We start from the raw sequence: 19,316 nt of genomic DNA, 5'->3' as shown, positions 1-19,316 counted from the left end.
TCAGGCCCCCGCGACCGTACGCACGCCGGCATGGCCCCCTGCCTTCGGCGGCTTGTACTCGCAGCGGGGATACGCCGAGCATGACTGGAACGCGCCATACGGCCCGGTGCGCGGCACGATCACCCCCACCTTGCAGGCGGGACAGGCCTGCTCGTGGATCGTGTCTCCGGCCATCGAGGTCACGCGTACCGCGCCGTCGTTGACCAGTTCGGTCAGGAACGCCGAACGTAGGCCCTGCACGGTGAACATCGCCACCGAACGGCGCGCGCGCGTCAGCGCGACGTAAAACAACCGGCGTTCCTCACCGAGCGGGTACGCATCGCCGTCGGGCATCGCCAGCGCCAGTACGGGGTCATCCGCGCGCGCGTTGGGGAAGCGGCGATCCAGCATGCCGGGCAGGATCACGTAGTCCGCTTCCATGCCCTTGGACCGGTGTGCGGTGAGGAAGCTGACCTGCATGTGCTGCCCGTAACGCGCGTTCCAGCTGGCCGGAAGCATCGCGCGCTCGGCGTTGTAGCGGCCCAGCACGAAGACGGTGACCTTGCCGTCCCGGCCTGGCGGTACCTGGCCGGTCAGCAGCTGCTGGTGCAGTCGTTCGAGGTACTGCTCGACCGCGCCGGCCAGCCGGTCGCGCGAGGCCACCTGGAAGGCCTGCAGCACCGCGCCATACGCCGGGGTGAGCGAGTGGACCTGCTTGGGTATCTGCGTTGGATTGCGTGACACGAACGCACTGGAGACATCGCACAGCGCCTGCGGGCAGCGGAACGTCTGTTCAAGCTTGAGCACCTGGCCCGGGCCGAACCAATCCAGGAAGCCGGTCATCACCGAGACGTCCGCGCCGGCGAACCGGTTGATCGACTGCCAGTCGTCACCGACCGCGAACAGATGTTTGCCCGGCGCCTGCACCAGCGCGCGGCACAGACGCGCCCGGGCGCGCGAGGCATCCTGGAATTCGTCGGCCATCACCAGGTCGAACGGCGCGACACAGCGACCCTGTTCCAGGTGCTCGGCAGCCTGGTTGAGCATGTCCTCGAAGTCGATCCCGCCTTCGGCGACCAGCGCATCGTCCCAGCCGTCCAGGATCGGAATGATGAGCTCGAGGAACAGGCGGTAACGGTGTTTGAAGTGATCGTCCGGCAGCCCGCGCAGCCGCTCGACCATGTCCTGCACGTGCAGACCGTTGCTCTTGGCGTGGCTGATGAAGGTCCGGACCAGGCCGATCAGGTCGGTATCCGGCATCGGTGTCGCGCCGCCCTCGGGCAGTTCGCGGTCGGGATTCGGGTCGAGCTCGAGACCGCGCTGTGACAGTGCATCGCCCAGCCGCAGGAACAGTTCGCCCGTGCGCAGTTCGTGCGAGGAGGTCTCGATCCGCTCGGCGCCGTGGGAGCGCGGGTGGCCATCCGGCGGCGCCGGCGACGGGCCGTGTCCATCCGGGGCGAGGTGGTCGTGGTTCAGCCCGATGCCCGGGTAGCAGAAATCCGGCCGGTACTGGCGGTACTCGTCCGTGCCGGCATCGAAGGCGTGCCGCCGGGCGTACGCATAGTCCACGCCGTTGTAGAACAGCCAGTCCGCGATCACGCATTCTTCGATGCTGCGCACGCGCTCACCCTGCAGCGTACGCACGTAGCCCTGCCCATCCTTGTCCCATTCCTCGGCATCCAGCGGCCCGCCGGTGACGGGCAGATCACGACCGAACACCAGCCGGAACAGGTCCCACTGGGTACGGAAATGGAGAGAGCGGTCCTTGAGCTGGTCGATGATCTCGGCCAGCCGGTGGAAGCCCTGCGTGGCATCCACGGCCCACTCCGGCACCTGCGGCATCCGCCCCGTGGCCTGGGCGATGATGTGCCGGCCCAGCGCGTGGAAAGTACGCGCCTCCACCCGGACCTCGCCCAGGCCAATGCGATGGAACGCGCGATCGGCGCGTGTCTGCAGTTCCGTGGCGGCCTCCTTGTTGAAGGCGAGCATGACGATGCGCTCTGGCGCGACTAGGCCGCGTTCGATCGCGTACGCCGCCTTGGCCACCATCGTCGAGGTCTTGCCCGAACCCGCGGCGGCCACCACCTGGACGCGGTTGTCGAAGCAGATCACTGCCCGGGCCTGCTCATCGGTGAGCGGGCGGCTTTCCACGTGATCCAGCAACGCACGGCTGGCCATCCGCTCGCGCGCCTGATGGGCCTCATTGCGGCGTGCCCACATCGCTGGCCAGTCGCCCAGCCACAGCATCAAGGTTGCTTCGATCGCAGCGGGATCACCCTCGAGTTGGCTGCGCAGCGCGGCGTTGTCGAACACCGCCCACAGCGCCTCTTCCTCCAGTGGCAGGGCGGGGCGCGCCTGCAGCAGCGCCTGTTGTTGCTCGTGGGTCAGCCACAGCGCTTCCTCGTCGGCCCGTTCGGTGGCGGTCTGCACCTGGCCAAGCCAGCGCTCGATCGCGGCGTAGGCCTGCTGGAACAGGGCGACATGGTCGCGCTGGCGCTGTTCACCGCGCAGCTCGGCCAAGGTGGAGGCCAACTGTCGAGCCGAAGCGGCGTTCAGGCCGCCGAGCGTCAGCGGGGCCTGCCCGTCGCGGTGCAGGGTAAGCCGTGCCCACGGCAGGCGCGGGTGCACCTGCAGTGCCTCCAGCGGCGCGGGGCAGGGGCGGCCGTCCACGGTCAGCACAAGCTGGTCGCCTTCCAGGCGCAGGCGCCAGTGCGGTGATCGCGTGAGGCGTTGACCCCAGTCGCTCGGGGCCCATTCGTACGTCATCGGTGTATCCAGGTGCGGCCATCGTTGCGGCCGTGGCCGGAACAGCACGGGTGGCGCGGTTTGATCGGATGCCCATGATAGGGGAAACCAAAAAAACTCCCTGCCTGGGCAGGGAGTTGAATTGGCCGACGGGGCTGGCGGTGCGCTTACTGCTGCAGCACCGGCTCGCTGCGCGAGCGGCGATCCACCAGCATCGCCACGCCCCAGAGCAGCAGGCCGCCCAGCGCGGTGGCGGCGCCCACGTAACCGGTCACCGCCGGGCTGAAGCCGGCGCCGATCGCCATGCCGCCGAACCACGGCCCCAGTGCGTTGGCGGTGTTGAACGCCGCGTGGTTGGAGGCGGCCGCCAGCGTCTGCGCTTCGCCCGCCACATCCATCAGGCGGGTCTGCAGTACGGCCGCCAGGGCGCCCATGGTGCCGACGGCAATGATCATCGGGAACACGCTCCACACCGACTGCGCGGCCAGCGGGAAGGCGAGCAGCACCAGGATCGACCAGACCAGCACCACGGCCGCGGCGCGGAACTGGAAGCGGTCCACCAGCCAGCCCCCGGCCACGTTGCCGATGATCGCGCCGATGCCGAAAATGCCCACCGCCAGCGGCATCCACGATTCGGCCAGGCCGGTGACCTGCACCAGGGTCGGGGCGAGGTAGGTGAACACGCAGAACATGCCGGCAAAACCGACCGAACCGATCGCCAGCGCCAGCCACACCTGGGTGCGGTTGAAGGCGCGCAGCTCGCGCATCGGCGAGGTGCGGACTTCATCCGGATCGGGCAGCAGGAAGCGCGCGATCATGGCCACGGTGGCAATCGCCAACACACTGACCACCGCGAAAGCAGTGCGCCAGCTGAGCTGCTGGCCGAGCCAGGTGGTCAGTGGGTTGCCGACCAGGATGGCAACGGACAGGCCGAGCAGCACCTTCGAGACCGCCGCGCCGCGCTGGGCCGGGGGACTGATCGCGGCGGCCACCAGCATTGCCACGCCGAAATACGCGCCATGCGGCAGACCGGCGACGAAGCGGGCCAGCAACATCGTGCCGTAGTTCGGCGCCAGCGCGCTGGCCAGGTTGCCGATGGCATAGAACCCCATCAGCGCCAGCAGCAGGTTGCGGCGAGCGAAGCCGGCACCGGCAAAGGCCAGTACTGGTGCGCCGACCACCACGCCGACGGCGTAGGCACTGATCAGGTGGCCGACCTGTGTTTCGCTGATGGACAGACCACGGCTGATCTCAAGCATCAGCCCCATGCTGGCGAACTCGCTGGTGCCGATGGCGAAGCCGCCCAGCGACAAGGCCAGCAGAATCAGAGTGCGCTCGCGCGGCGAGAGCCGGGCGGCCAGAGGGACGGAGGAGGAGCTCATGCAGGCGGCGGCGTCGATCGGGGGAGCGCGGCATTGTACTGCTGCGGCGCAACATTAATCAGGCCCTTGGGTAGAACGCTGGATCCGCGGGACACTGCGCCCCTGCGGCAAGGGCATCCGGGTCAGCCCGGGACGCCCGTCCTGATGGGCTGTTGTCGAGTCTTCACGGATAGCGCTCGGGCCTGAACGGCAGTCCCTCCGGCGTGTCCAGCGGGGGGCTGACCCCATGCGCACGGCTGAGAATCTCGTTGGTCCGCTTCTGTTCGGCCAGAATCTCCCGCAGCAGCCCCTTGATGCCGAAGATGGCGAAGGGAACGAAGATCCACAGCAGCCCGAACAGCGCCCAGCCGAGGCCAATCAACAGCGAGAAACCGTCCAGCATGTGCATTCCTTTGTCAGTGGCAGAGATGTCCGTGCGCGCATGATGGCCGCTGCACCGTTCGGGCGGCTTCGGTCAAGGCCAGTCTCGCTCATTCGTGCGACAATTTGCCTTCAAAGCCACCACCTGTCGATGGCTGCGCCATGTGGCCATAGGGGTTGTGATGTCTATCAGTACGGGCTTTCCAGCGCTCATCGGCTTTGATCTGCCCGGTCTGCAGGATGGGGCTGGCGCGTCACGCGTGATCGTCACCGCGCTTGTGGATGGCACGCCCCCCAATGACTGGATGCGCATCCTGCACCGTCTGGCGTGGCCATCGCTGCGCCTGGATCACGGCGTCGAGCAGATCCGGCTGGTCGGGCAGGGCATCCATTTCGTGGGCGCCATCAAGGACCCGCGCGCGTTGTCCGCGTCGGTGCGCGGTCTCTTCAACGAGGTCAACGCGAAGGTGCTGGATCGCCGCTTGGCCGCGATGGAGAACCCGCTCGACGACGACGGTCCCGGCGCGGCGCCCTTGGCGGATCCTGCGATCTCGGCGGATCCACGTCTGGACGATGTCGCGGCGTTGCTGGCGATGCCTGCCGTGCCGGGCATGCTGGAACTGGCCAGTGCGATGACCGGCATGCGTTTCGTCGCCGTGGCACGCGTCACGGCGGATCGATGGACGGCATGCGCCGTCCATGACGGCCTCGATTTTGGTCTGCGGCCGGGCGAAGACCTGGTGCTGGAAACCACCATCTGCGATGAAATCCGTGAGCATCGCCATCTGGTGCAGTTCGATCAGGCCAGCACCCACCCGGTATTTTCCAGCCACCCCACGCCGGCGTTGTACGGGTTCGAGAGTTACATCTCGGTTCCGATGTTCCGCCGCGATGGCGGGTTCCACGGCACCCTGTGCGCGCTGGATCCGAATCCCTCCAGGCTCGATACCGCCACGGTGAAGGCATTCGAGATCCTGGCCGGCGTCATCGGCGCGCAGCTGGAGGTGCCGGAGGCATCCGCCGAGGCGGGCCAGAAGGTGGCCAGCATGAGTGATGCACTGTCGGTGCTGTCCGGTCAGGTCGACGCACTGGAGGCGGCGATGCTGCCGGAGCAGTTCCGCACGGTGACCGCGCGGTTGCGTGAGCTGGTGGACGCGCGAGGGGCAGTCCTGGGCTGATCCCGCCGCTGGGCAGCGCTGCGCAGGTCTTTGTCCCCTCAGCCGTCTACCTCGACCCGCGCAAAACGCGCACGCCACTGCCCGTCCACCTCCACCTGCGCGACGAACATCTCGAACGGACGCACCCACAGCCCGATCTCCGAATCCAGCGGCCGGTACAGCACCATCGGCGCCAGCGTTTCGCTGTGGCGGACAACGCCGATCACTTCGTAGTTGCCGCCTTTGAAATGGCGGTAATGGCCGAGCGGCAGGGCGGGCAGCGGGGTGAGATCGGTCATGGTCTGGCAGCGAGGCAGGCGGGCTGGCCATTATCGCCCGAGCTGCCGATGGCGTCGCGGGGTCTCAGCCGGCATCCGGCAACGGACCGGCGCGGCAGGCACTGACCAGCTGCAGCACCGCGTCAGGGTGCATGGGCCGCGCGAGGTGATAGCCCTGTGCTTCGTCGCAGCCCCACAGCCGCAACAGCGAGAGCTCGGCTTCGTTCTCCACGCCTTCGGCTACCGTGCGATACCCGAGCTGCCGCGCGAGCTTGATGATGGCCTCCACCTTGAGCCGCGCGGTGCGCGAGCGCGCCAGCCCGGTGACCAGCGTCTGGTCGATCTTGATGTGGCTGATCGGCACCTCGCTGAGGTAACCGAAATTGCTGTAGCCGCTGCCGAAGTCGTCAATCGCGATGCGCACGCCGGCAGCCGCCATGTCGCGCAACTGCGGCAACGCCGCAGGATGATGGTTGAGCCATTGGCCTTCGGTGATTTCGATTTCGATCACGCCGGGGGCGAGACCGTACGCGTGCAGTCGCTCCGACAGGACGCTCCATACACACTGATCATCGAAGTCGCGTGGCGAAAGATTGATGGAGAGGCTGAAGCCGGGCACGCGCTCCTGCCATTGCGCGGCCTGGGCCAGGGCGTGATCGATGACCCAGCGGCTGATCGCCGGCATCAGCGCGGTGCGCTCGAGCACCGGGATGAATTCGCCGGGGCTGACCGGACCCAGCATCGGGTGGGTCCAGCGCAGCAGTGCCTCGGCCGATACCGGCAGCCCGTCGAGCAGATCGAAGCGTGGTTGGTACACCAGGCTGAACTGGTGCTGGGCCAGCCCGCGCCCGGCGTCGGAGGCCAAGCGGTAACGCCGGCGAAGCGCATCGTCGCGTTCCTGCGAGTACCAGCACAGGCAGGCATCGGTCTGGATCGCGTGGTGCATGGCGACCAGGCATTTGCGGACCAGATCCGCGGTCTGGCCCGGGATGGGGCGGAAGTCGCATACACCGGCGTGGAACTGCGGCGACATCGGAATGCGGCCGGCCATCAGCGGCCGGCGCATGCGGATGCGCAGGCGCTCAAGCAGTGCCTCGGTCTGGTGGTGCGAGTGGTCCGGCAGCAGGAAGGCGAAGCGGGTCACGCCCACGTGATAGACCTGTGCGATATCGCGCAGCACGTCCTGCACCCGCAGCGCCGCTTGGCGCAGCAAGGTTTCCACCGGCTTCATGCCCAGCGCCTGGCCGGCCTCGTTGGCACTTTGCAGATCGAATACATCCAGCAGCACTGCGGTGAATGCATGCGACTGGCCACGGCGGGACAGGGCATTGAGGTCGGCCTGGAACTGCTGCCGGTTGGGCAGGCCGCTGATCTGCTCGCGCCGGCCCAGCGACATCTTCAGCTCCATCTGCGCGACCACCACCCGTGACAGCGTCTGCAGCTGCAGCTGTTCTTCGGCCGACAACTGACGGGGCTCACGGCCCATGATGCACAGCGTGCCGAGTGCGATGCCGGCCTTGGTGATCAGCGGGGCACCAGCGTAGAAGCGCAGCTGCTGCGGGCCGGTCACCAGGGCATTGTCGGCAAAACGCGCATCCAGGCGCAGGTCCGTCACCTGCAGCACGGCGCTGGCGCCCAACGCCCATGCGCAGATCGATGCGTGCCGTTCGTTGCGGGTGAGCGTCAGCCCGACGCGCGAGATGATGTGCTGGTGCTCGGCATCGAAGATGGACACAAGCGCAATTGGAACGCCGAAGGTAAACGCCGCCAGTTCGGTGATCGGGTCCAGCGCAGTACCCAACGCAGGGTCCATCACGTTGAGCGCTTCGATCAACGCCATCCGATCTACATCATCACTTCTGTCCAGCATCTACCGCACCCTGTTCCGACTACACCACTACTATCCCCAGTGGAATGCAGATCCGATGTGAAGCACGAGTGGCGCGGATGAAGCGTTCACGCTGGCGGCTGTGCGCTCGCTCAGCAGGGCGCGACCGGTGACTGCAGTAACGTCACCAGCTGGCGCAGACGATACGGTTTGGGCAGGAATTCGACATGTTCGGGCAGCGGCGGCAGCTGCGAGCGGGCGTAACCGGAGGCCAGGATGATGCGCGCATTGGGCAGCACATCGGCCACATGCTCGCTCAACTCAACCCCACTCATGCCGTTGGGCATGCTGATATCGCTGAACACCACATCGAAACCGCCCGGGTCCTGCATCAGCCGCAGCGCGGCCGGGCCGTCGTCGGCGGTGTGGATTTCAATGCCGAAGTCCTGCAGCGCCTGGCCGATCAGTTCACGCAGGTCCTGCTGGTCTTCGACCATCAATACGCGTAGGGGCTCAGACATGCTCGACTTCCTCAATGACAGGTAACAACAGACGGACGGTGGTCCCGCGTCCGGGGGCGGTTTGTACGTCGACGAAGCCGTCGCACTGGGAAACGAAGCCGAACACCTGGCTCAGCCCCAGTCCGCTGCCTTTGCCGATTTCCTTGGTGGTGAAGAACGGCTCGCTGGCGCGCTCGGCGATGTCCGGGGGCATGCCATTGCCCTGATCGGTCACCGCGATGGCGACATAGTGGCGGCGCATGGGCTGGGACAGATCCGGCGCCAGCCGCTGTTCGACCTCGGCCGTGATCGTGACCGTGCCGCCTTGGGGCATCGCTTCGCCACTATTGAGCACCAGATTCAACACGGCGCTGTGCAACTGTACGCCATCGGTGACGATCGGGGGCAGATCCGAGGTCAGATCCAGCTGCACCTCGATGCCCGGCGGGCAGGCGCGGCGCAGTACGGGCAGGGCATCGAGCAGGAAATCCTGCACCAGGACCTCCTCGCGCACCAGCGTCTGATCAGCGGAGAACGCCAGTAGTTGGCGGGTCAGCAGCGAGCCGCGGTCGGCGGCGGCATGGGCCAGGTCCACCAGCGCCTGGGTGCGCCCGTCGGCGCCGGGGCGCAGGGCGATCAGGTCCAGGGCGTTGCCGATGGTGGTCAGCAGGTTGTTGAATTCATGGGCCAGGCCGCGGGTCAGCCGGCCGACATTGTCCAGTTGGCGCTGCTGCACGTGCGCGCGCTGCGCATCCTGCAGCAGGCGCTGGGCCTGGTAGCGTTCGGTGACATCCTGGGTGACCTTGACGAAACCGAGCAGGCAGCCGTCTTCGCGGACAGGCTCGATCACCTCGCCGGCGCGGAACCGCTCGCCATTGCAGCGCACCCGCCACCCTTCACCGACGAAGCGGCCATGGTCCCGGGCGTGCGCCAGCGCCTGCTCCGGGACGCCCAGCTGCTGGTCTTCGGGGGTATAGAACAGGCTGACGTGCTTGCCGATGACGGCCTCGGCGGCATAGCCCTTGACCCGTTCGCAGCCACGGTTCCAGCTGCAGATACTGCCCTGCGTATCGAGCAGATAGATCGCGTGATCGCTCACGTTGTCGATCAACAGCTTCAGCTGCCGGCTTTCGTCGGCGAGCGGTGCAACGCTGGATACGGCCTGGACCACGACGGTTATCGACTCCCCCGATAAGGGACCGAACCGTAGGGGCGACGATGTGAAGAAAGTGTCAAGAACGTGCGGCAAACACGCTGACTTCCGGCGCTTAACACCCGTTTACCGCTTCGGGTACCATCAGGCCCCTTTTAAGCTGGAACACGGCATGAATTCTGCGCCTACCTCCCGTGACCGTTGGATCTGGCTTGCGTCGGCCGCCTTGATGGCCGCCACGCTGGGCACGGAGATGGTGGTGCCGCTGGGCTACGCGGTCTGGTTGACCTACTTCATGGCGGTCGGCATCACGCTGTTCCAGCGCCGGATGGAAGTACCTCTGCTGGTGGCGATCGGGTCCTGCATCCTGCTTGCGGTGGGCTACAACGTGGCGCCGTCCAGCAGCAACTCGGCGTTCTCCTTCGTCAACCGCAGCATCGGCGGCGTTGCTTTCCTGATGATGGCGCTGACCGTGATGAAGGCCATCGGTGCGCGCCGTGAAGCGGCCGATGCGCTGTGGCTGCAGGCCGGCGAAAACGTGGTGGGTACCAGCCTGCAGGGTGATCCCACCCCGCGTGAACTGGCCGATGCGGCCATGCGCGCGCTGTGCGCGCAGCTCAATGCGGATGTGGGGGCCATGTATCGCCTGCAGGGCGAGCGGCTGGTGCTGGTCGGTGGTGCGGCGCTGCCTTCGCAGCTGCCGGAGACGCTGCCCGCCCATACCGGGCAGTGGGGCGAGATCATCCGGGAGGGCCGCGCGCGTCGGCTGGAGGACAGCGACAGCCCGCTGGATATCGATACCCCCCTGGGCCGCACTACCGTGCACCAGCGCCTGCTCGGGCCGATCACCGCCGATGGCGTGGTGATCGGCGTGATCGAGCTGGGCCGGGCCGGCGTCTCGCCTGCGCGTGGCCTGGAGATGGCGCTGCTGCTGCAGTGCGCCGAGCCGATCGGCATCGCGCTGCGCGCGGCGCTGCTCAATGCGCAGCTGGTGGAACTGCTGGAGGAAACCCAGCGCCAGAGCGAAGAGCTGCAGACGCAGCAGGAAGAGCTGCGCGTGGCCAACGAGGAACTGGAAGAGCAGAGCCGCAGCCTGCTGCATTCCCAGGCCAACCTGGAGCAGCAGCAGGCCGAGCTGGAACAGACCAATGTGCAGCTCGAAGAGCGCACCCACGAGCTGGAGTCGCGCCAGCAGGCGCTGCTGCTGGCCCAGGCGCAGCTGGTCCAGAACAGCGCCGAACTGGAGGCCAGTTCGCGCTACAAATCCGAATTCCTGGCCAACATGTCCCACGAGCTGCGCACGCCGCTCAACAGCTCGCTGATCCTGGCCAAGCTGCTGGCCGACAACAAGGACGGCACGCTGACCGCCGAACAGGTCAAGTACGCCCAGGCGATCCATTCCTCCAACAACGACCTGCTGGCGCTGATCAACGACATTCTGGACCTGTCGCGGATCGAGGCTGGCCATGTCGAGCTGGTCGAAGAAAACCTCGCGGTTTCCAGCGTCCTGCAGCGCCTGAAGGAAACCTTCGAGCCGATGGCGGTGCAGAAGGGGTTGAGCCTGGAGATCAGCGCCGCGCCGGACGCGCCGGCCCAACTGCTGGCCGACAGCCAACGCCTGCAGCAGATCCTGAAGAATCTGCTGGCCAATGCGGTCAAGTTCACCGAACACGGCGGCGTGTCGTTGAAGGTGCGCAGTGCCGGGGCAGGACGGATCCAGTTCGCCGTGTCCGATACCGGCATCGGCATTCCCGAAGAACAGACCGCGGTCATCTTTGAAGCTTTCCGCCAGGCCGATGGCAGCACCCGCCGCCGTTACGGTGGCACCGGGCTGGGGCTGTCGATCTCGCGCGATCTGGCGGCACGCATGGGCGGCAGCATCACCGTCTCCAGCGAGCCGGGCCGGGGTAGCTGCTTCACGCTGGAGCTGCCGCTGCTGGCCGGTGGTGGTACCGGCAGCCCTCACAACGTCGTGCACGACGTACGTCCCGCCGCCGTGGCAACACCGGCCGTGCCTGCCGCTGCTTCGCTGGGCCGTGCCCACGCCGAATCCACCCCTGCACCCGCGCCCGCGGCCAGGGTGATGGATGACCGGGGCCGCCGCAGCCGCGCGGGCCGGATGATCCTGGTGGTGGAGGACGATACGGCGTTCGCCAGCGCGCTGGTCTCGATGGCGCACGAACTGGACTTTGATTGCGTGGTCGCCGGCACTGCCGAGGAAGCGCTGAGTCTGGCTGCCGAGTTGCGCCCCAATGGCATCCTGCTCGATATCGGCCTGCCCGATGTCTCCGGGCTGAGCGTGCTGGAGCGCCTCAAGCGCGACCCGGCCACGCGTCACATCCCGGTGCACGTGGTGTCCGGGCTGGAGCGTTCGCAGGTGGCGATGGAGCTGGGCGCGATCGGCTATGTGATCAAGCCGGCCACGCGCGAGCGCCTGCTCGGCGCGATCCAGCAGCTGGAGGCCACCAGCCAGCGCGACATGCGCCGCCTGCTGATCGTCGAGGACGACAGCGAGCTGCGCTCCAATCTGCAATTGCTGCTCGGCCGCGACCAGCTCGAGATCACTGGGGTAGGCACCATCACCGAGGCGATGGCCGAACTGGCCGGCTCCACCTTCGATTGCATGGTCACCGACCTGGCGCTGCCCGACGGCACCGGCTATGACCTGCTCGAGCGCATGGCCGGCAATGATGCCGTCGCGTTCCCGCCGGTGATCGTCTATACCGGCCGCGCGCTGACCCGCGATGAAGAGCAGCGCCTGCGCCGCTATTCCAAGAGCATCATCATCAAGGGCGCGCGTTCGCCCGAGCGCCTGCTCGATGAGGTGACCCTGTTCCTGCACAGTGTCGAGGCCTCCCTGCCGACCGACCAGCAGCGCCTGCTGCGCGAGGCCCGCCGCCGCGATGCGGTGCTCGATGGCCGCACCGTGCTGCTGGCCGAGGACGATGTGCGCAACATCTTCGCGCTGTCCAGCGTGCTCGAGCCGCTGGGCGTGACCCTGGATATCGCCCGCAACGGCCGCGAGGCGCTGGAGAAGCTGCGCCCCGAGATCGACCTGGTGCTGATGGACATCATGATGCCGGAGATGGACGGGCTGACCGCCATGCGCGAGATCCGTGCCGACAACCGCTGGCGCGACCTGCCGATCATCGCGCTGACCGCCAAGGCGATGCCGGACGACCGCGAGCACTGCCTGCAGGCCGGTGCCAATGACTACATCGCCAAGCCGATCGACGTGGACAAGCTGGTCTCGCTGTGCCGGGTGTGGTGCTCGCGCCGATGAATGAAACGGAGCTGTTCGACCTGGAGTTGAAGCTGTTGCTGGAGGCGGTCTACCAGCGCTACCACTACGACTTCCGTGACTATGCGCTGGCATCGCTGCGGCGGCGCATGCGGCATGCCATGGCGCGCTTCGACTGCCCGACCATGGGGGCGCTGCAGCACCGGCTGCTGCACGAACCGGAGACCTTCGCCCAGGCGATGCAGTACTTCACCGTGCAGGTCTCGGAGATGTTCCGCGACCCGCCGTATTTCCGGATGCTGCGTGAGCACGCCGTGCCGGTGCTGCGCACCTATCCGTCGATCAAGCTGTGGATCGCCGGGTGCAGTACCGGCGAAGAGGTATGGTCGCTGGCGATCCTGCTGCATGAGGAAGGCCTGCTCGACCGCGCGATCATCTACGCCACCGACATCAATCCCGAAGCACTGCAGGCGGCCGAATCCGGGGCGTTCGCGCTGGACCGGCTGGCGCAGTTCAGCCGCAACTATCTGGCCGCCGGCGGCACCGGGTCGCTCTCGGATTACTACAGCAGCGGCTACGGCAGCGTGGTGTTTGATCGCCGCCTGAAGCGCAACATCGTGTTCGCCGACCACAGCCTGGCCACCGATACCGTGTTCTCCGAAGTCCACCTGGTGTCCTGCCGCAACGTGCTGATCTATTTCCAGCGGCCCCTGCAGGACCGCGCCATCGGCCTGTTCCACGAGGCGCTGGTCCATCGCGGCTTCCTGGGGCTGGGCAGCAAGGAATCGCTGCAGTTCGGCGCGCACGCCGATCTGTTCGAAGCCTGCGCGCGCGACCAGCGCCTGTATCGGAAGCTGGCCTGATGAGCGGCGCGTCGCAACGCAGCCGGTTCGATCTGGTGGTCATCGGCGCGTCGGCCGGGGGGGTCAGTGCGCTGCAGGCGCTGCTGTCATCGCTGCCGACGACACTGGCGCTGCCCGTGCTGGTGGTGCTGCATCTGCCACGTGATCGACCGAGCCGCATTGCCGGCCTGCTCGACGCCGGCTGCCCGCTGCCGGTGCGCGAGGCCGAGGACAAGCAGCCCCTGCAGCCGGGCACCGTCACCTTCGCGCCGCCGGATTACCATCTGCTGGTCGAGGACCGTGCCACGCTGGCGCTGTCGGTGGACCCGCCGGTGCTGTTCTCGCGTCCTGCCATCGATCCGCTGTTTGAAAGCGCCGCCGATGTGTTCGGCGATGGCGTGCTGGCGATCCTGCTGACCGGCGCCAGCGCCGATGGCAGTGATGGCGTCGCCGCTGTCCGCCAGGCCGGCGGCGAAGCCTGGATCCAATGCCCTGAGGAGGCGTATTCCTCGATGATGCCCGCATCCGCCCTGGCGCACGCCGGTGCCGATGCGGTGCTCCCGCTCACCTCCATCTGCACGCGTATGAAAGGTCTTACCCGATGAACCTGATCGAACCCGCCGGGTCGACTGCCACCACCGATTGCGTGAAGCTGCTGATTGTCGATGACATTCCGCAGAACCTGGTCGCGATGGAGGCGCTGCTGCGCCGCCCCGGCCTGGAGATCCTGTGCGCGTTGTCCGGTGCCGAAGCGCTCGAGCTGCTGCTGGAGCATGAAGTCGCGCTCGCGCTGCTGGATGTGCACATGCCGGAAATCGACGGGTTTTCGTTGGCCGAGCTGATGCGTGGCTCGCAGCGCAGCCGCGATGTACCCATCATCTTCCTGACCGCCTCACCGAACGACCCCGTGCGGGCCTTCAAGGGCTACGAATCCGGTGCCGTGGATTTCCTGCACAAGCCGATCGAGCCGCAGGTGATCATGAGCAAGGTCAATGTGTTCATCGAGCTTTACCAGCAGAAGCAGTTGCTGAAGACGCGCAACGAGGCGCTGGAGCATGCGCTCAAGCTCAATGAGACGATGATGGCTGTGTTGACGCACGATCTGCGCACGCCGCTGGCATCGATCCTGCTGTGCGCCGATAAGCTGTCGCTGGATCTGCCCGACGATGGCGCGGTGCAGCGCACGCTTGGCCACCTTGAGAACAGTGCGCAGCGGATGGCGCGGATGGTGGATCAGCTGCTGGATTTCTCGAAGATCCGCACCGGTGGCCTGCGCCTGCACAGCACCGAATGCGATCTGGCGGACGTGGCCGCCTCGGTCGTGGCCGAGATCGGGCGTGCGCATCCGCAGGCGACGATCGAGCTGCAGGTCCAGGGCGATGCCCACCTGCAGGGCGATCCGGATCGCCTGGCGCAGCTGCTGTCCAACCTGATCGGCAACGCTGTGCTGCACGGTGGCGATGCGCCGGTGGTGGTGCGTCTGGAAGGCGAGCGCAGCGCGCCGCTGCGGTTGCAGGTGCGCAATGCCGGGCAGATTCCCGAGGCGTTGCTGCCGCGGTTGTTCGAACCGTTCAAGGCCAGTTTCCACGATAGCCGCGGGCTGGGGCTGGGCCTGTTCATCGCCAGCGAGTTCGCGCGTGCGCATGGCGGCACGCTGGTGGCGCAGAATCACGATGGCACGGTGCTGTTTGAGACTACGCTTCAGCGTCGACCACGCTGATGCCGATAGAACCATCCCGGCATTGTGCCGGGATGGTCGTGGTGCTTACAGCGGCTCGCAGCACAGATACAGGCCATGGCCGCCGTAGGTGCAGCCGGGCTGATCTTCGCAGCCTGCCAGGGGCTTGGGCTGGCTTGAGGTCGCCAGCGCCTGGCTCGATGCGAAGGCCAGTGCGCAGATCATCGTGACGGCGCTCAGGGACGACAACAACAGCTTCTTCGACTTCATGGTCTATCTTTCCCTTTGTGGATGATGTTGACGGTCGAACGTGCTCGCACGGAAGAGGGCGTTACACCGGCTGGCAGCAGCGGATTTCGCTATGCCCGCCATAGGTGCAGCCGGGCTTGTAGGGACAGCCCTCCAGCTGTTTGGGTTGGCTGGAGGTTGCCACCGCCTGGCTCGAAGCAAACGCCAGGGCACAGACAACAGCGATACCGCCAAAGACCGAGACGAGTTTCTTGGACTTCATGGTGTTTCTCCTGTTGTGGATCATGCGGATGCAGCGGGTGGTGCGCGATGCGGTTTACCGGGCAGGCGGATCCGTCAGCGGGGAGGGGAAGGAAAACCGACGAACTGTCGATCCGCCCCATAAGCCGGCGCGGACAGACCTTGGGTACGCCGCCGGGGAGCGGCGTCAGGGGGAATCAGCCTGCCGGAGCGGGCACCGCACTGCGCGCAGCGTTCACCACGAAGGCGCCGGTGATGGCATTGACCGCGCTGTCCTTGAGTTGGCCGACGTGGCGATAGATCACTTTGCCGTCCTCGATCACCACCACCATCGGCACCATGGTTGCGGTGTAGCGTTGCCGGATCCGGTCATCGGTATCGTTCACCACCGGAAACGCGAAGCCATGCTGGCGTGCATAGTCCGCAGCGGTTTCATGCGGCGGCAGGCTGACGCCGATCATCTCGAAGGCACGGTGGCCGTTGTTCCGTCCGGCGGCGTCCAGCGCCTGGATCTGCGGCACGGAGGCCAGGCAGAACTTGCAGGCAGGAGAGAAGAAATACAGGACCTGGCGGCCGCTGGCCGGGCCGGCGAGGGTGACCGCCTGGCCGTCCAGTGCCGTGGTGCCGAGTGCTTCAGGCTGGGCGCCTTCCGGAAGGCCGTGAGCGGCCTTGGAGATCTGTTCGACCTTGCTCACCAGCAGCGCCTGCTGCTGGCGGAGCTGCCGGTTCTGCACGGCCAGCGCGGTCATCAGCGCGGCCAACACGATGATCAGAGCGAGGCTGCCGTACTTCCGTAGCGCGGATGCGTCCATGCTGCTCCTTGGCCTTCGGCCGGGTCCATGGCTGAGTAGGTGGGGTATATATCCGGCACCAAAAATCATTTGTCAAACGAAAGATCCTGTGAATGAGACGTCGGTTTGATTCTGGTCTCTATCTGTTGCCAGCCGGGGCGCTCCGACCACGCGAGGCCCGCCCGGATCAGTCGCAAACCCCCGTGAGGTAAACTGTCCGGGTGCCGCAGCCCTTCGCCACCGGCCTATTGCTGGAGCCACCATGCCGTCCCCGACCCGTAAAGCTACCTCGCCCCTGATCGACGCCCAGGTGCATGTCGAGGGCTTTGTGCAGGTGCGTGAAGCGCGCCGGTCCGAGCTGGTCGAGGATTACGTGGAGCTGATCGCGGACCTGATCGCCGATGGCCGCGAAGCCCGCCAGGTGGATATCGCCACCCGGCTCGGGGTTGCACAGCCCACGGTGGCCAAGGCGCTCAAGCGGCTGGTCAAGGAGGGTTGGGCGATCCAGCGGCCGTATCGCGGCGTGTTCCTGACCCCGGCCGGCGAGCAGCTGGCGGTGGAGATGCGCGCCCGCCACCAGATGGTGGAGCAGTTCCTGCTGGCGCTGGGCGTGGACGCCGATTCGGCGCGCCGCGACGCGGAAGGGATCGAGCACCACGTCAGCGAGGCCACCCTGGCCGCCTTCGAGGCCTTCGTGCGCAAGGCCAACGGTCATGGTTGAGCGCCTCGCCCCGCCACCACCACTGGGCGTGCCGGTGCACGACCAGGATGAGCATTGGATGCGCCACGCGCTGGGCCTGGCGGAGCGTGCCGAGCGTGAATTCAATGAGATTCCGGTCGGCGCGGTGCTGGTCGGTGCCGATGGCACCGTGCTCGGCGAAGGCTGGAACCTCAACATCGCCGACCATGATCCCAGCGCGCATGCCGAGATCGTGGCGATGCGGCAGGCGGGCAGGGCGATCACCAACCACCGGCTGATCGGCAGCACGCTGTACGTGACGCTGGAGCCGTGTGCGATGTGTGCCATGGCCATCGTGCACGCACGCGTGGCGCGGCTGGTGTATGCGGCCACAGACCCCAAGACCGGTGCCTGCGGCAGCGTGTTCGATCTGATCGGCGACGCGCGCCACAACCACCGCGTGGAGATCCATGGTGGCGTGCTCGCCAAGGACGCCAGCACCCGGCTGACCAACTACTTCCGCGCCAAGCGCGGCAAGCCGCCACTGCTGCTGGAATAAGGTCCCGGCAGCGACAGGGTCGTGACGGGTTGGCGGTATCATGGGCGCCTTATCCATTCCCGGTCGCGGCGCAAGCGGTGGCCCAGCACAAGGCGAACACATGGCGGACAACGGCGCAGAAGGCGAGCGACTGATCTGGATCGATCTGGAAATGACCGGTCTGGACACCGACAACGATGCGATCATCGAGATCGCCACCGTGGTGACCGATGCGCAGTTGAAGGTGCTGGCCGAAGGCCCGGAATTCGCGATCCATCATCCGGTCGAGCGGCTGGAAGCGATGGACGAGTGGAACCGCAACCAGCATCGTCGTTCCGGCCTGTGGCAGCGCGTGGTCGAGAGCACCATCACGCTCGGGCAGGCCGAAGCGCAGACGATCGCCTTCCTGCAGCAGTGGATCAAGGCGGGCGCCTCGCCGATGTGCGGCAACTCGATCTGCCAGGACCGTCGCTTCCTGCACCGTGAAATGCCGCGTCTGGAAAAGTACTTCCATTACCGGAATCTGGACGTTTCCACGATCAAGGAACTGGCCAGGCGCTGGGCCCCGGGCGTGGCCGCCGGCGTCGGCAAGACCGCCAGCCATACCGCGCTGAGCGACGTGCATGATTCCATCGAAGAGCTGCGCCATTACCGTCAATTCATGGGCGCGCTGTCGGGCCTGCCGGCCTGACCCGAACGCCGGGCGTCGCCCGGCAACGCGGCCTGTGCGCAGGCGTTCAGCCACCGGCAGGCGAGGCAACGAGCGGTATACATCGGCGGCGCTATGATCGCGGCCATGAACGCCATGACCTCGCCACAACCGCCGCCGTTGGAGTCCTCGATCCTGCCCACCTCGCAGGACTGGCGCGACCTGCAGCGTGCGGTGGACCTGCTGGAATCGCCCACGCTGACCGCCAAGATGGCCAATCTGATCGGTTCGCCGCTGGAGTTCGCGGTCAAACGCCTGCCCGATTCGGTGTCCCGCCGCATCCATGGCGCGGTCGAAGCGTCGCTGTTCAAATCGGCCCAGGCGGCGTTGTGGACGATGGACAACACGCCGGGCAAAGCGGCGTCCACCCGCTGGCACAAACTGGCCGCGGCCACCTCCGGTGCGGTCGGCGGCGCGTTCGGTTTCACCACGCTGTTCATCGAGCTGCCGGTGTCCACGACGATCATGATGCGCTCGGTGGCTGACGTGGCCCGCAGCGAAGGCTTCGACCTGCGCGAGATGAGCACCCGGCATGCCTGCCTGGAAGTGTTTGCGCTGGGCGGCAACTCCGGTAAGGACGATGCCAGCGAGACCGGCTACTACATCACGCGTGGCTTCACTGCCGAGGTGATGCGTCACCTGTCGGCCGAGTTGGCCGGCCGCGCGGTCGGCGGCAGCCCGGTGATGATCGGGCTGACCCCGAAGGAAGCCGGCAAGTGGCTGGCCAAGCTCGTGGAGAAGGTCGCCGCGCGTTTCGGTGTGGTGGTCACCGAGAAGTTCGCCGCGCAGGCGGTGCCGATTGTCGGGGCGGTGGCCGGCGCGACGCTCAACACCATGTTCACCGACTACTACCAGGACGTGGCGCGCGGCCATTTCATCGTGCGCCGCCTGGAGCGGACCTACGGGTACGAGACCGTGCGGGCGGCCTACTCGATGCTGGCGGCCGAGCGTACCTGATCGATCGTTG

At 66.7% G+C, this 19,316-nt stretch carries 19 protein-coding genes; 9 read left to right on the top strand and 10 right to left on the bottom strand.

What is annotated here, in order from left to right; translation table 11 throughout:
• From ABE422_RS03560 to ABE422_RS03550, 3 genes are all read right to left on the bottom strand, one after another.
• Window positions 1–2,745, bottom strand: a complete 2,745-nt coding sequence (locus tag ABE422_RS03560) for a UvrD-helicase domain-containing protein (RefSeq protein WP_346482474.1) — start codon at window positions 2,743–2,745, stop codon at window positions 1–3.
• 146 nt (window positions 2,746–2,891) lie between these two features.
• A complete protein-coding gene (locus ABE422_RS03555; protein ID WP_313218693.1) occupies window positions 2,892–4,106 on the bottom strand; it encodes an MFS transporter in 1,215 nt (404 codons plus the stop codon).
• A gap of 163 nt (window positions 4,107–4,269) precedes the next feature.
• Entirely contained in the window at window positions 4,270–4,488 is a 219-nt protein-coding gene (locus tag ABE422_RS03550) for a hypothetical protein (RefSeq protein WP_313211127.1), read from the bottom strand.
• A 160-nt stretch (window positions 4,489–4,648) separates the two neighbouring features.
• Between ABE422_RS03550 and ABE422_RS03545 the strand changes: the two genes are divergently transcribed.
• On the top strand, window positions 4,649–5,644 hold the full coding sequence (locus tag ABE422_RS03545) for a GAF domain-containing protein (protein WP_346482473.1): 996 nt from the start codon (window positions 4,649–4,651) through the stop codon (window positions 5,642–5,644).
• Window positions 5,645–5,682: 38 nt separating this feature from the next.
• Here ABE422_RS03545 and ABE422_RS03540 read toward each other — a convergent pair whose 3' ends face one another.
• The 4 genes from ABE422_RS03540 to ABE422_RS03525 all read right to left on the bottom strand — a co-directional run bounded on the left by ABE422_RS03540 (window position 5,683) and on the right by ABE422_RS03525 (window position 9,400).
• Entirely contained in the window at window positions 5,683–5,922 is a 240-nt protein-coding gene (locus tag ABE422_RS03540) for a DUF1653 domain-containing protein (protein WP_313211129.1), read from the bottom strand.
• A 64-nt stretch (window positions 5,923–5,986) separates the two neighbouring features.
• Window positions 5,987–7,741: an EAL domain-containing protein gene (locus tag ABE422_RS03535; protein ID WP_346482472.1), complete on the bottom strand. Its 1,755-nt coding sequence runs from the start codon at window positions 7,739–7,741 to the stop codon at window positions 5,987–5,989.
• A 140-nt stretch (window positions 7,742–7,881) separates the two neighbouring features.
• Entirely contained in the window at window positions 7,882–8,250 is a 369-nt protein-coding gene (locus ABE422_RS03530; protein WP_121037386.1) for a response regulator, read from the bottom strand.
• Entirely contained in the window at window positions 8,243–9,400 is a 1,158-nt protein-coding gene (locus tag ABE422_RS03525; protein WP_346482471.1) for an ATP-binding protein, read from the bottom strand. Before ABE422_RS03525 ends, ABE422_RS03530 begins: the two co-directional genes overlap by 8 nt.
• Before the next feature lie 154 nt (window positions 9,401–9,554).
• On the opposite strand from ABE422_RS03525, the gene ABE422_RS03520 reads away from it, so the two are divergent.
• From ABE422_RS03520 to ABE422_RS03505, 4 genes are read left to right on the top strand one after another with little or no spacing between them, the layout of a single operon-like run.
• A complete protein-coding gene (locus tag ABE422_RS03520) occupies window positions 9,555–12,665 on the top strand; it encodes a response regulator (RefSeq protein ID WP_346482470.1) in 3,111 nt (1,036 codons plus the stop codon).
• Window positions 12,638–13,486, top strand: coding sequence for a CheR family methyltransferase (locus tag ABE422_RS03515; RefSeq protein ID WP_346462618.1), 849 nt, complete (start codon window positions 12,638–12,640; stop codon window positions 13,484–13,486). Before ABE422_RS03520 ends, ABE422_RS03515 begins: the two co-directional genes overlap by 28 nt.
• Complete coding sequence (locus ABE422_RS03510; protein ID WP_282257514.1) at window positions 13,486–14,070, top strand: chemotaxis protein CheB; 585 nt, start codon at window positions 13,486–13,488, stop codon at window positions 14,068–14,070. The genes ABE422_RS03515 and ABE422_RS03510 overlap by 1 nt, the downstream gene beginning before the upstream one ends.
• Window positions 14,067–15,185, top strand: a complete 1,119-nt coding sequence (locus ABE422_RS03505; RefSeq protein ID WP_313211133.1) for a hybrid sensor histidine kinase/response regulator — start codon at window positions 14,067–14,069, stop codon at window positions 15,183–15,185. The genes ABE422_RS03510 and ABE422_RS03505 overlap by 4 nt, the downstream gene beginning before the upstream one ends.
• Before the next feature lie 45 nt (window positions 15,186–15,230).
• On the opposite strand, the gene ABE422_RS03500 is transcribed toward ABE422_RS03505, so the two are convergent.
• The 3 genes from ABE422_RS03500 to ABE422_RS03490 form a co-directional block, all read right to left on the bottom strand.
• Window positions 15,231–15,413, bottom strand: a complete 183-nt coding sequence (locus ABE422_RS03500) for a hypothetical protein (RefSeq protein WP_313218681.1) — start codon at window positions 15,411–15,413, stop codon at window positions 15,231–15,233.
• A 61-nt stretch (window positions 15,414–15,474) separates the two neighbouring features.
• A complete protein-coding gene (locus ABE422_RS03495; RefSeq protein ID WP_313211135.1) occupies window positions 15,475–15,654 on the bottom strand; it encodes a hypothetical protein in 180 nt (59 codons plus the stop codon).
• 175 nt (window positions 15,655–15,829) lie between these two features.
• Window positions 15,830–16,444: a TlpA disulfide reductase family protein gene (locus ABE422_RS03490; protein ID WP_313211136.1), complete on the bottom strand. Its 615-nt coding sequence runs from the start codon at window positions 16,442–16,444 to the stop codon at window positions 15,830–15,832.
• A gap of 241 nt (window positions 16,445–16,685) precedes the next feature.
• On the opposite strand from ABE422_RS03490, the gene mntR reads away from it, so the two are divergent.
• From mntR to ABE422_RS03470, 4 genes are all read left to right on the top strand, one after another.
• Window positions 16,686–17,144 carry a manganese-binding transcriptional regulator MntR gene (gene mntR / locus ABE422_RS03485; protein ID WP_313211137.1) on the top strand — a complete coding sequence of 153 codons (459 nt, stop codon included), beginning with the start codon at window positions 16,686–16,688 and terminating at the stop codon, window positions 17,142–17,144.
• Window positions 17,137–17,661 (top strand): tRNA adenosine(34) deaminase TadA, encoded by a 525-nt coding sequence (tadA, locus tag ABE422_RS03480; protein ID WP_313211138.1) that lies wholly within the window; start codon window positions 17,137–17,139, stop codon window positions 17,659–17,661. The genes mntR and tadA overlap by 8 nt, the downstream gene beginning before the upstream one ends.
• 100 nt (window positions 17,662–17,761) lie before the next feature.
• A complete protein-coding gene (gene orn, locus ABE422_RS03475) occupies window positions 17,762–18,331 on the top strand; it encodes an oligoribonuclease (RefSeq protein ID WP_346480819.1) in 570 nt (189 codons plus the stop codon).
• 114 nt (window positions 18,332–18,445) lie between these two features.
• Complete coding sequence (locus tag ABE422_RS03470) at window positions 18,446–19,306, top strand: EcsC family protein (protein ID WP_346482540.1); 861 nt, start codon at window positions 18,446–18,448, stop codon at window positions 19,304–19,306.
• The last annotated feature ends 10 nt before the right edge of the window (window positions 19,307–19,316 follow it).

Origin of the sequence: Stenotrophomonas sp. TWI1151, from assembly GCF_039673135.1 — a bacterium.
GTDB lineage: Bacteria > Pseudomonadota > Gammaproteobacteria > Xanthomonadales > Xanthomonadaceae > Stenotrophomonas.
The sequence above is the reverse complement of the archived record's forward strand: the minus strand, read 5'-3'. Positions and strand labels throughout refer to the sequence as shown.

Coding starts and splice junctions, on each gene's coding strand:
- mntR (WP_313211137.1), top strand. CDS start 16,686: ATGCCGTCCCCGACCCGTAAAGCTACCTCGCCCCTGATCGACGCCCAG.
- ABE422_RS03495 (WP_313211135.1), bottom strand. CDS start 15,654: ATGAAGTCCAAGAAACTCGTCTCGGTCTTTGGCGGTATCGCTGTTGTC.
- ABE422_RS03555 (WP_313218693.1), bottom strand. CDS start 4,106: ATGAGCTCCTCCTCCGTCCCTCTGGCCGCCCGGCTCTCGCCGCGCGAG.
- ABE422_RS03510 (WP_282257514.1), top strand. CDS start 13,486: ATGAGCGGCGCGTCGCAACGCAGCCGGTTCGATCTGGTGGTCATCGGC.
- orn (WP_346480819.1), top strand. CDS start 17,762: ATGGCGGACAACGGCGCAGAAGGCGAGCGACTGATCTGGATCGATCTG.
- ABE422_RS03490 (WP_313211136.1), bottom strand. CDS start 16,444: ATGGACGCATCCGCGCTACGGAAGTACGGCAGCCTCGCTCTGATCATC.
- ABE422_RS03505 (WP_313211133.1), top strand. CDS start 14,067: ATGAACCTGATCGAACCCGCCGGGTCGACTGCCACCACCGATTGCGTG.
- ABE422_RS03470 (WP_346482540.1), top strand. CDS start 18,446: ATGACCTCGCCACAACCGCCGCCGTTGGAGTCCTCGATCCTGCCCACC.
- ABE422_RS03530 (WP_121037386.1), bottom strand. CDS start 8,250: ATGTCTGAGCCCCTACGCGTATTGATGGTCGAAGACCAGCAGGACCTG.
- ABE422_RS03535 (WP_346482472.1), bottom strand. CDS start 7,741: ATGGCGTTGATCGAAGCGCTCAACGTGATGGACCCTGCGTTGGGTACT.
- ABE422_RS03500 (WP_313218681.1), bottom strand. CDS start 15,413: ATGAAGTCGAAGAAGCTGTTGTTGTCGTCCCTGAGCGCCGTCACGATG.
- ABE422_RS03520 (WP_346482470.1), top strand. CDS start 9,555: ATGAATTCTGCGCCTACCTCCCGTGACCGTTGGATCTGGCTTGCGTCG.
- ABE422_RS03550 (WP_313211127.1), bottom strand. CDS start 4,488: ATGCTGGACGGTTTCTCGCTGTTGATTGGCCTCGGCTGGGCGCTGTTC.
- ABE422_RS03540 (WP_313211129.1), bottom strand. CDS start 5,922: ATGACCGATCTCACCCCGCTGCCCGCCCTGCCGCTCGGCCATTACCGC.
- ABE422_RS03560 (WP_346482474.1), bottom strand. CDS start 2,745: ATGACGTACGAATGGGCCCCGAGCGACTGGGGTCAACGCCTCACGCGA.
- tadA (WP_313211138.1), top strand. CDS start 17,137: ATGGTTGAGCGCCTCGCCCCGCCACCACCACTGGGCGTGCCGGTGCAC.
- ABE422_RS03545 (WP_346482473.1), top strand. CDS start 4,649: ATGTCTATCAGTACGGGCTTTCCAGCGCTCATCGGCTTTGATCTGCCC.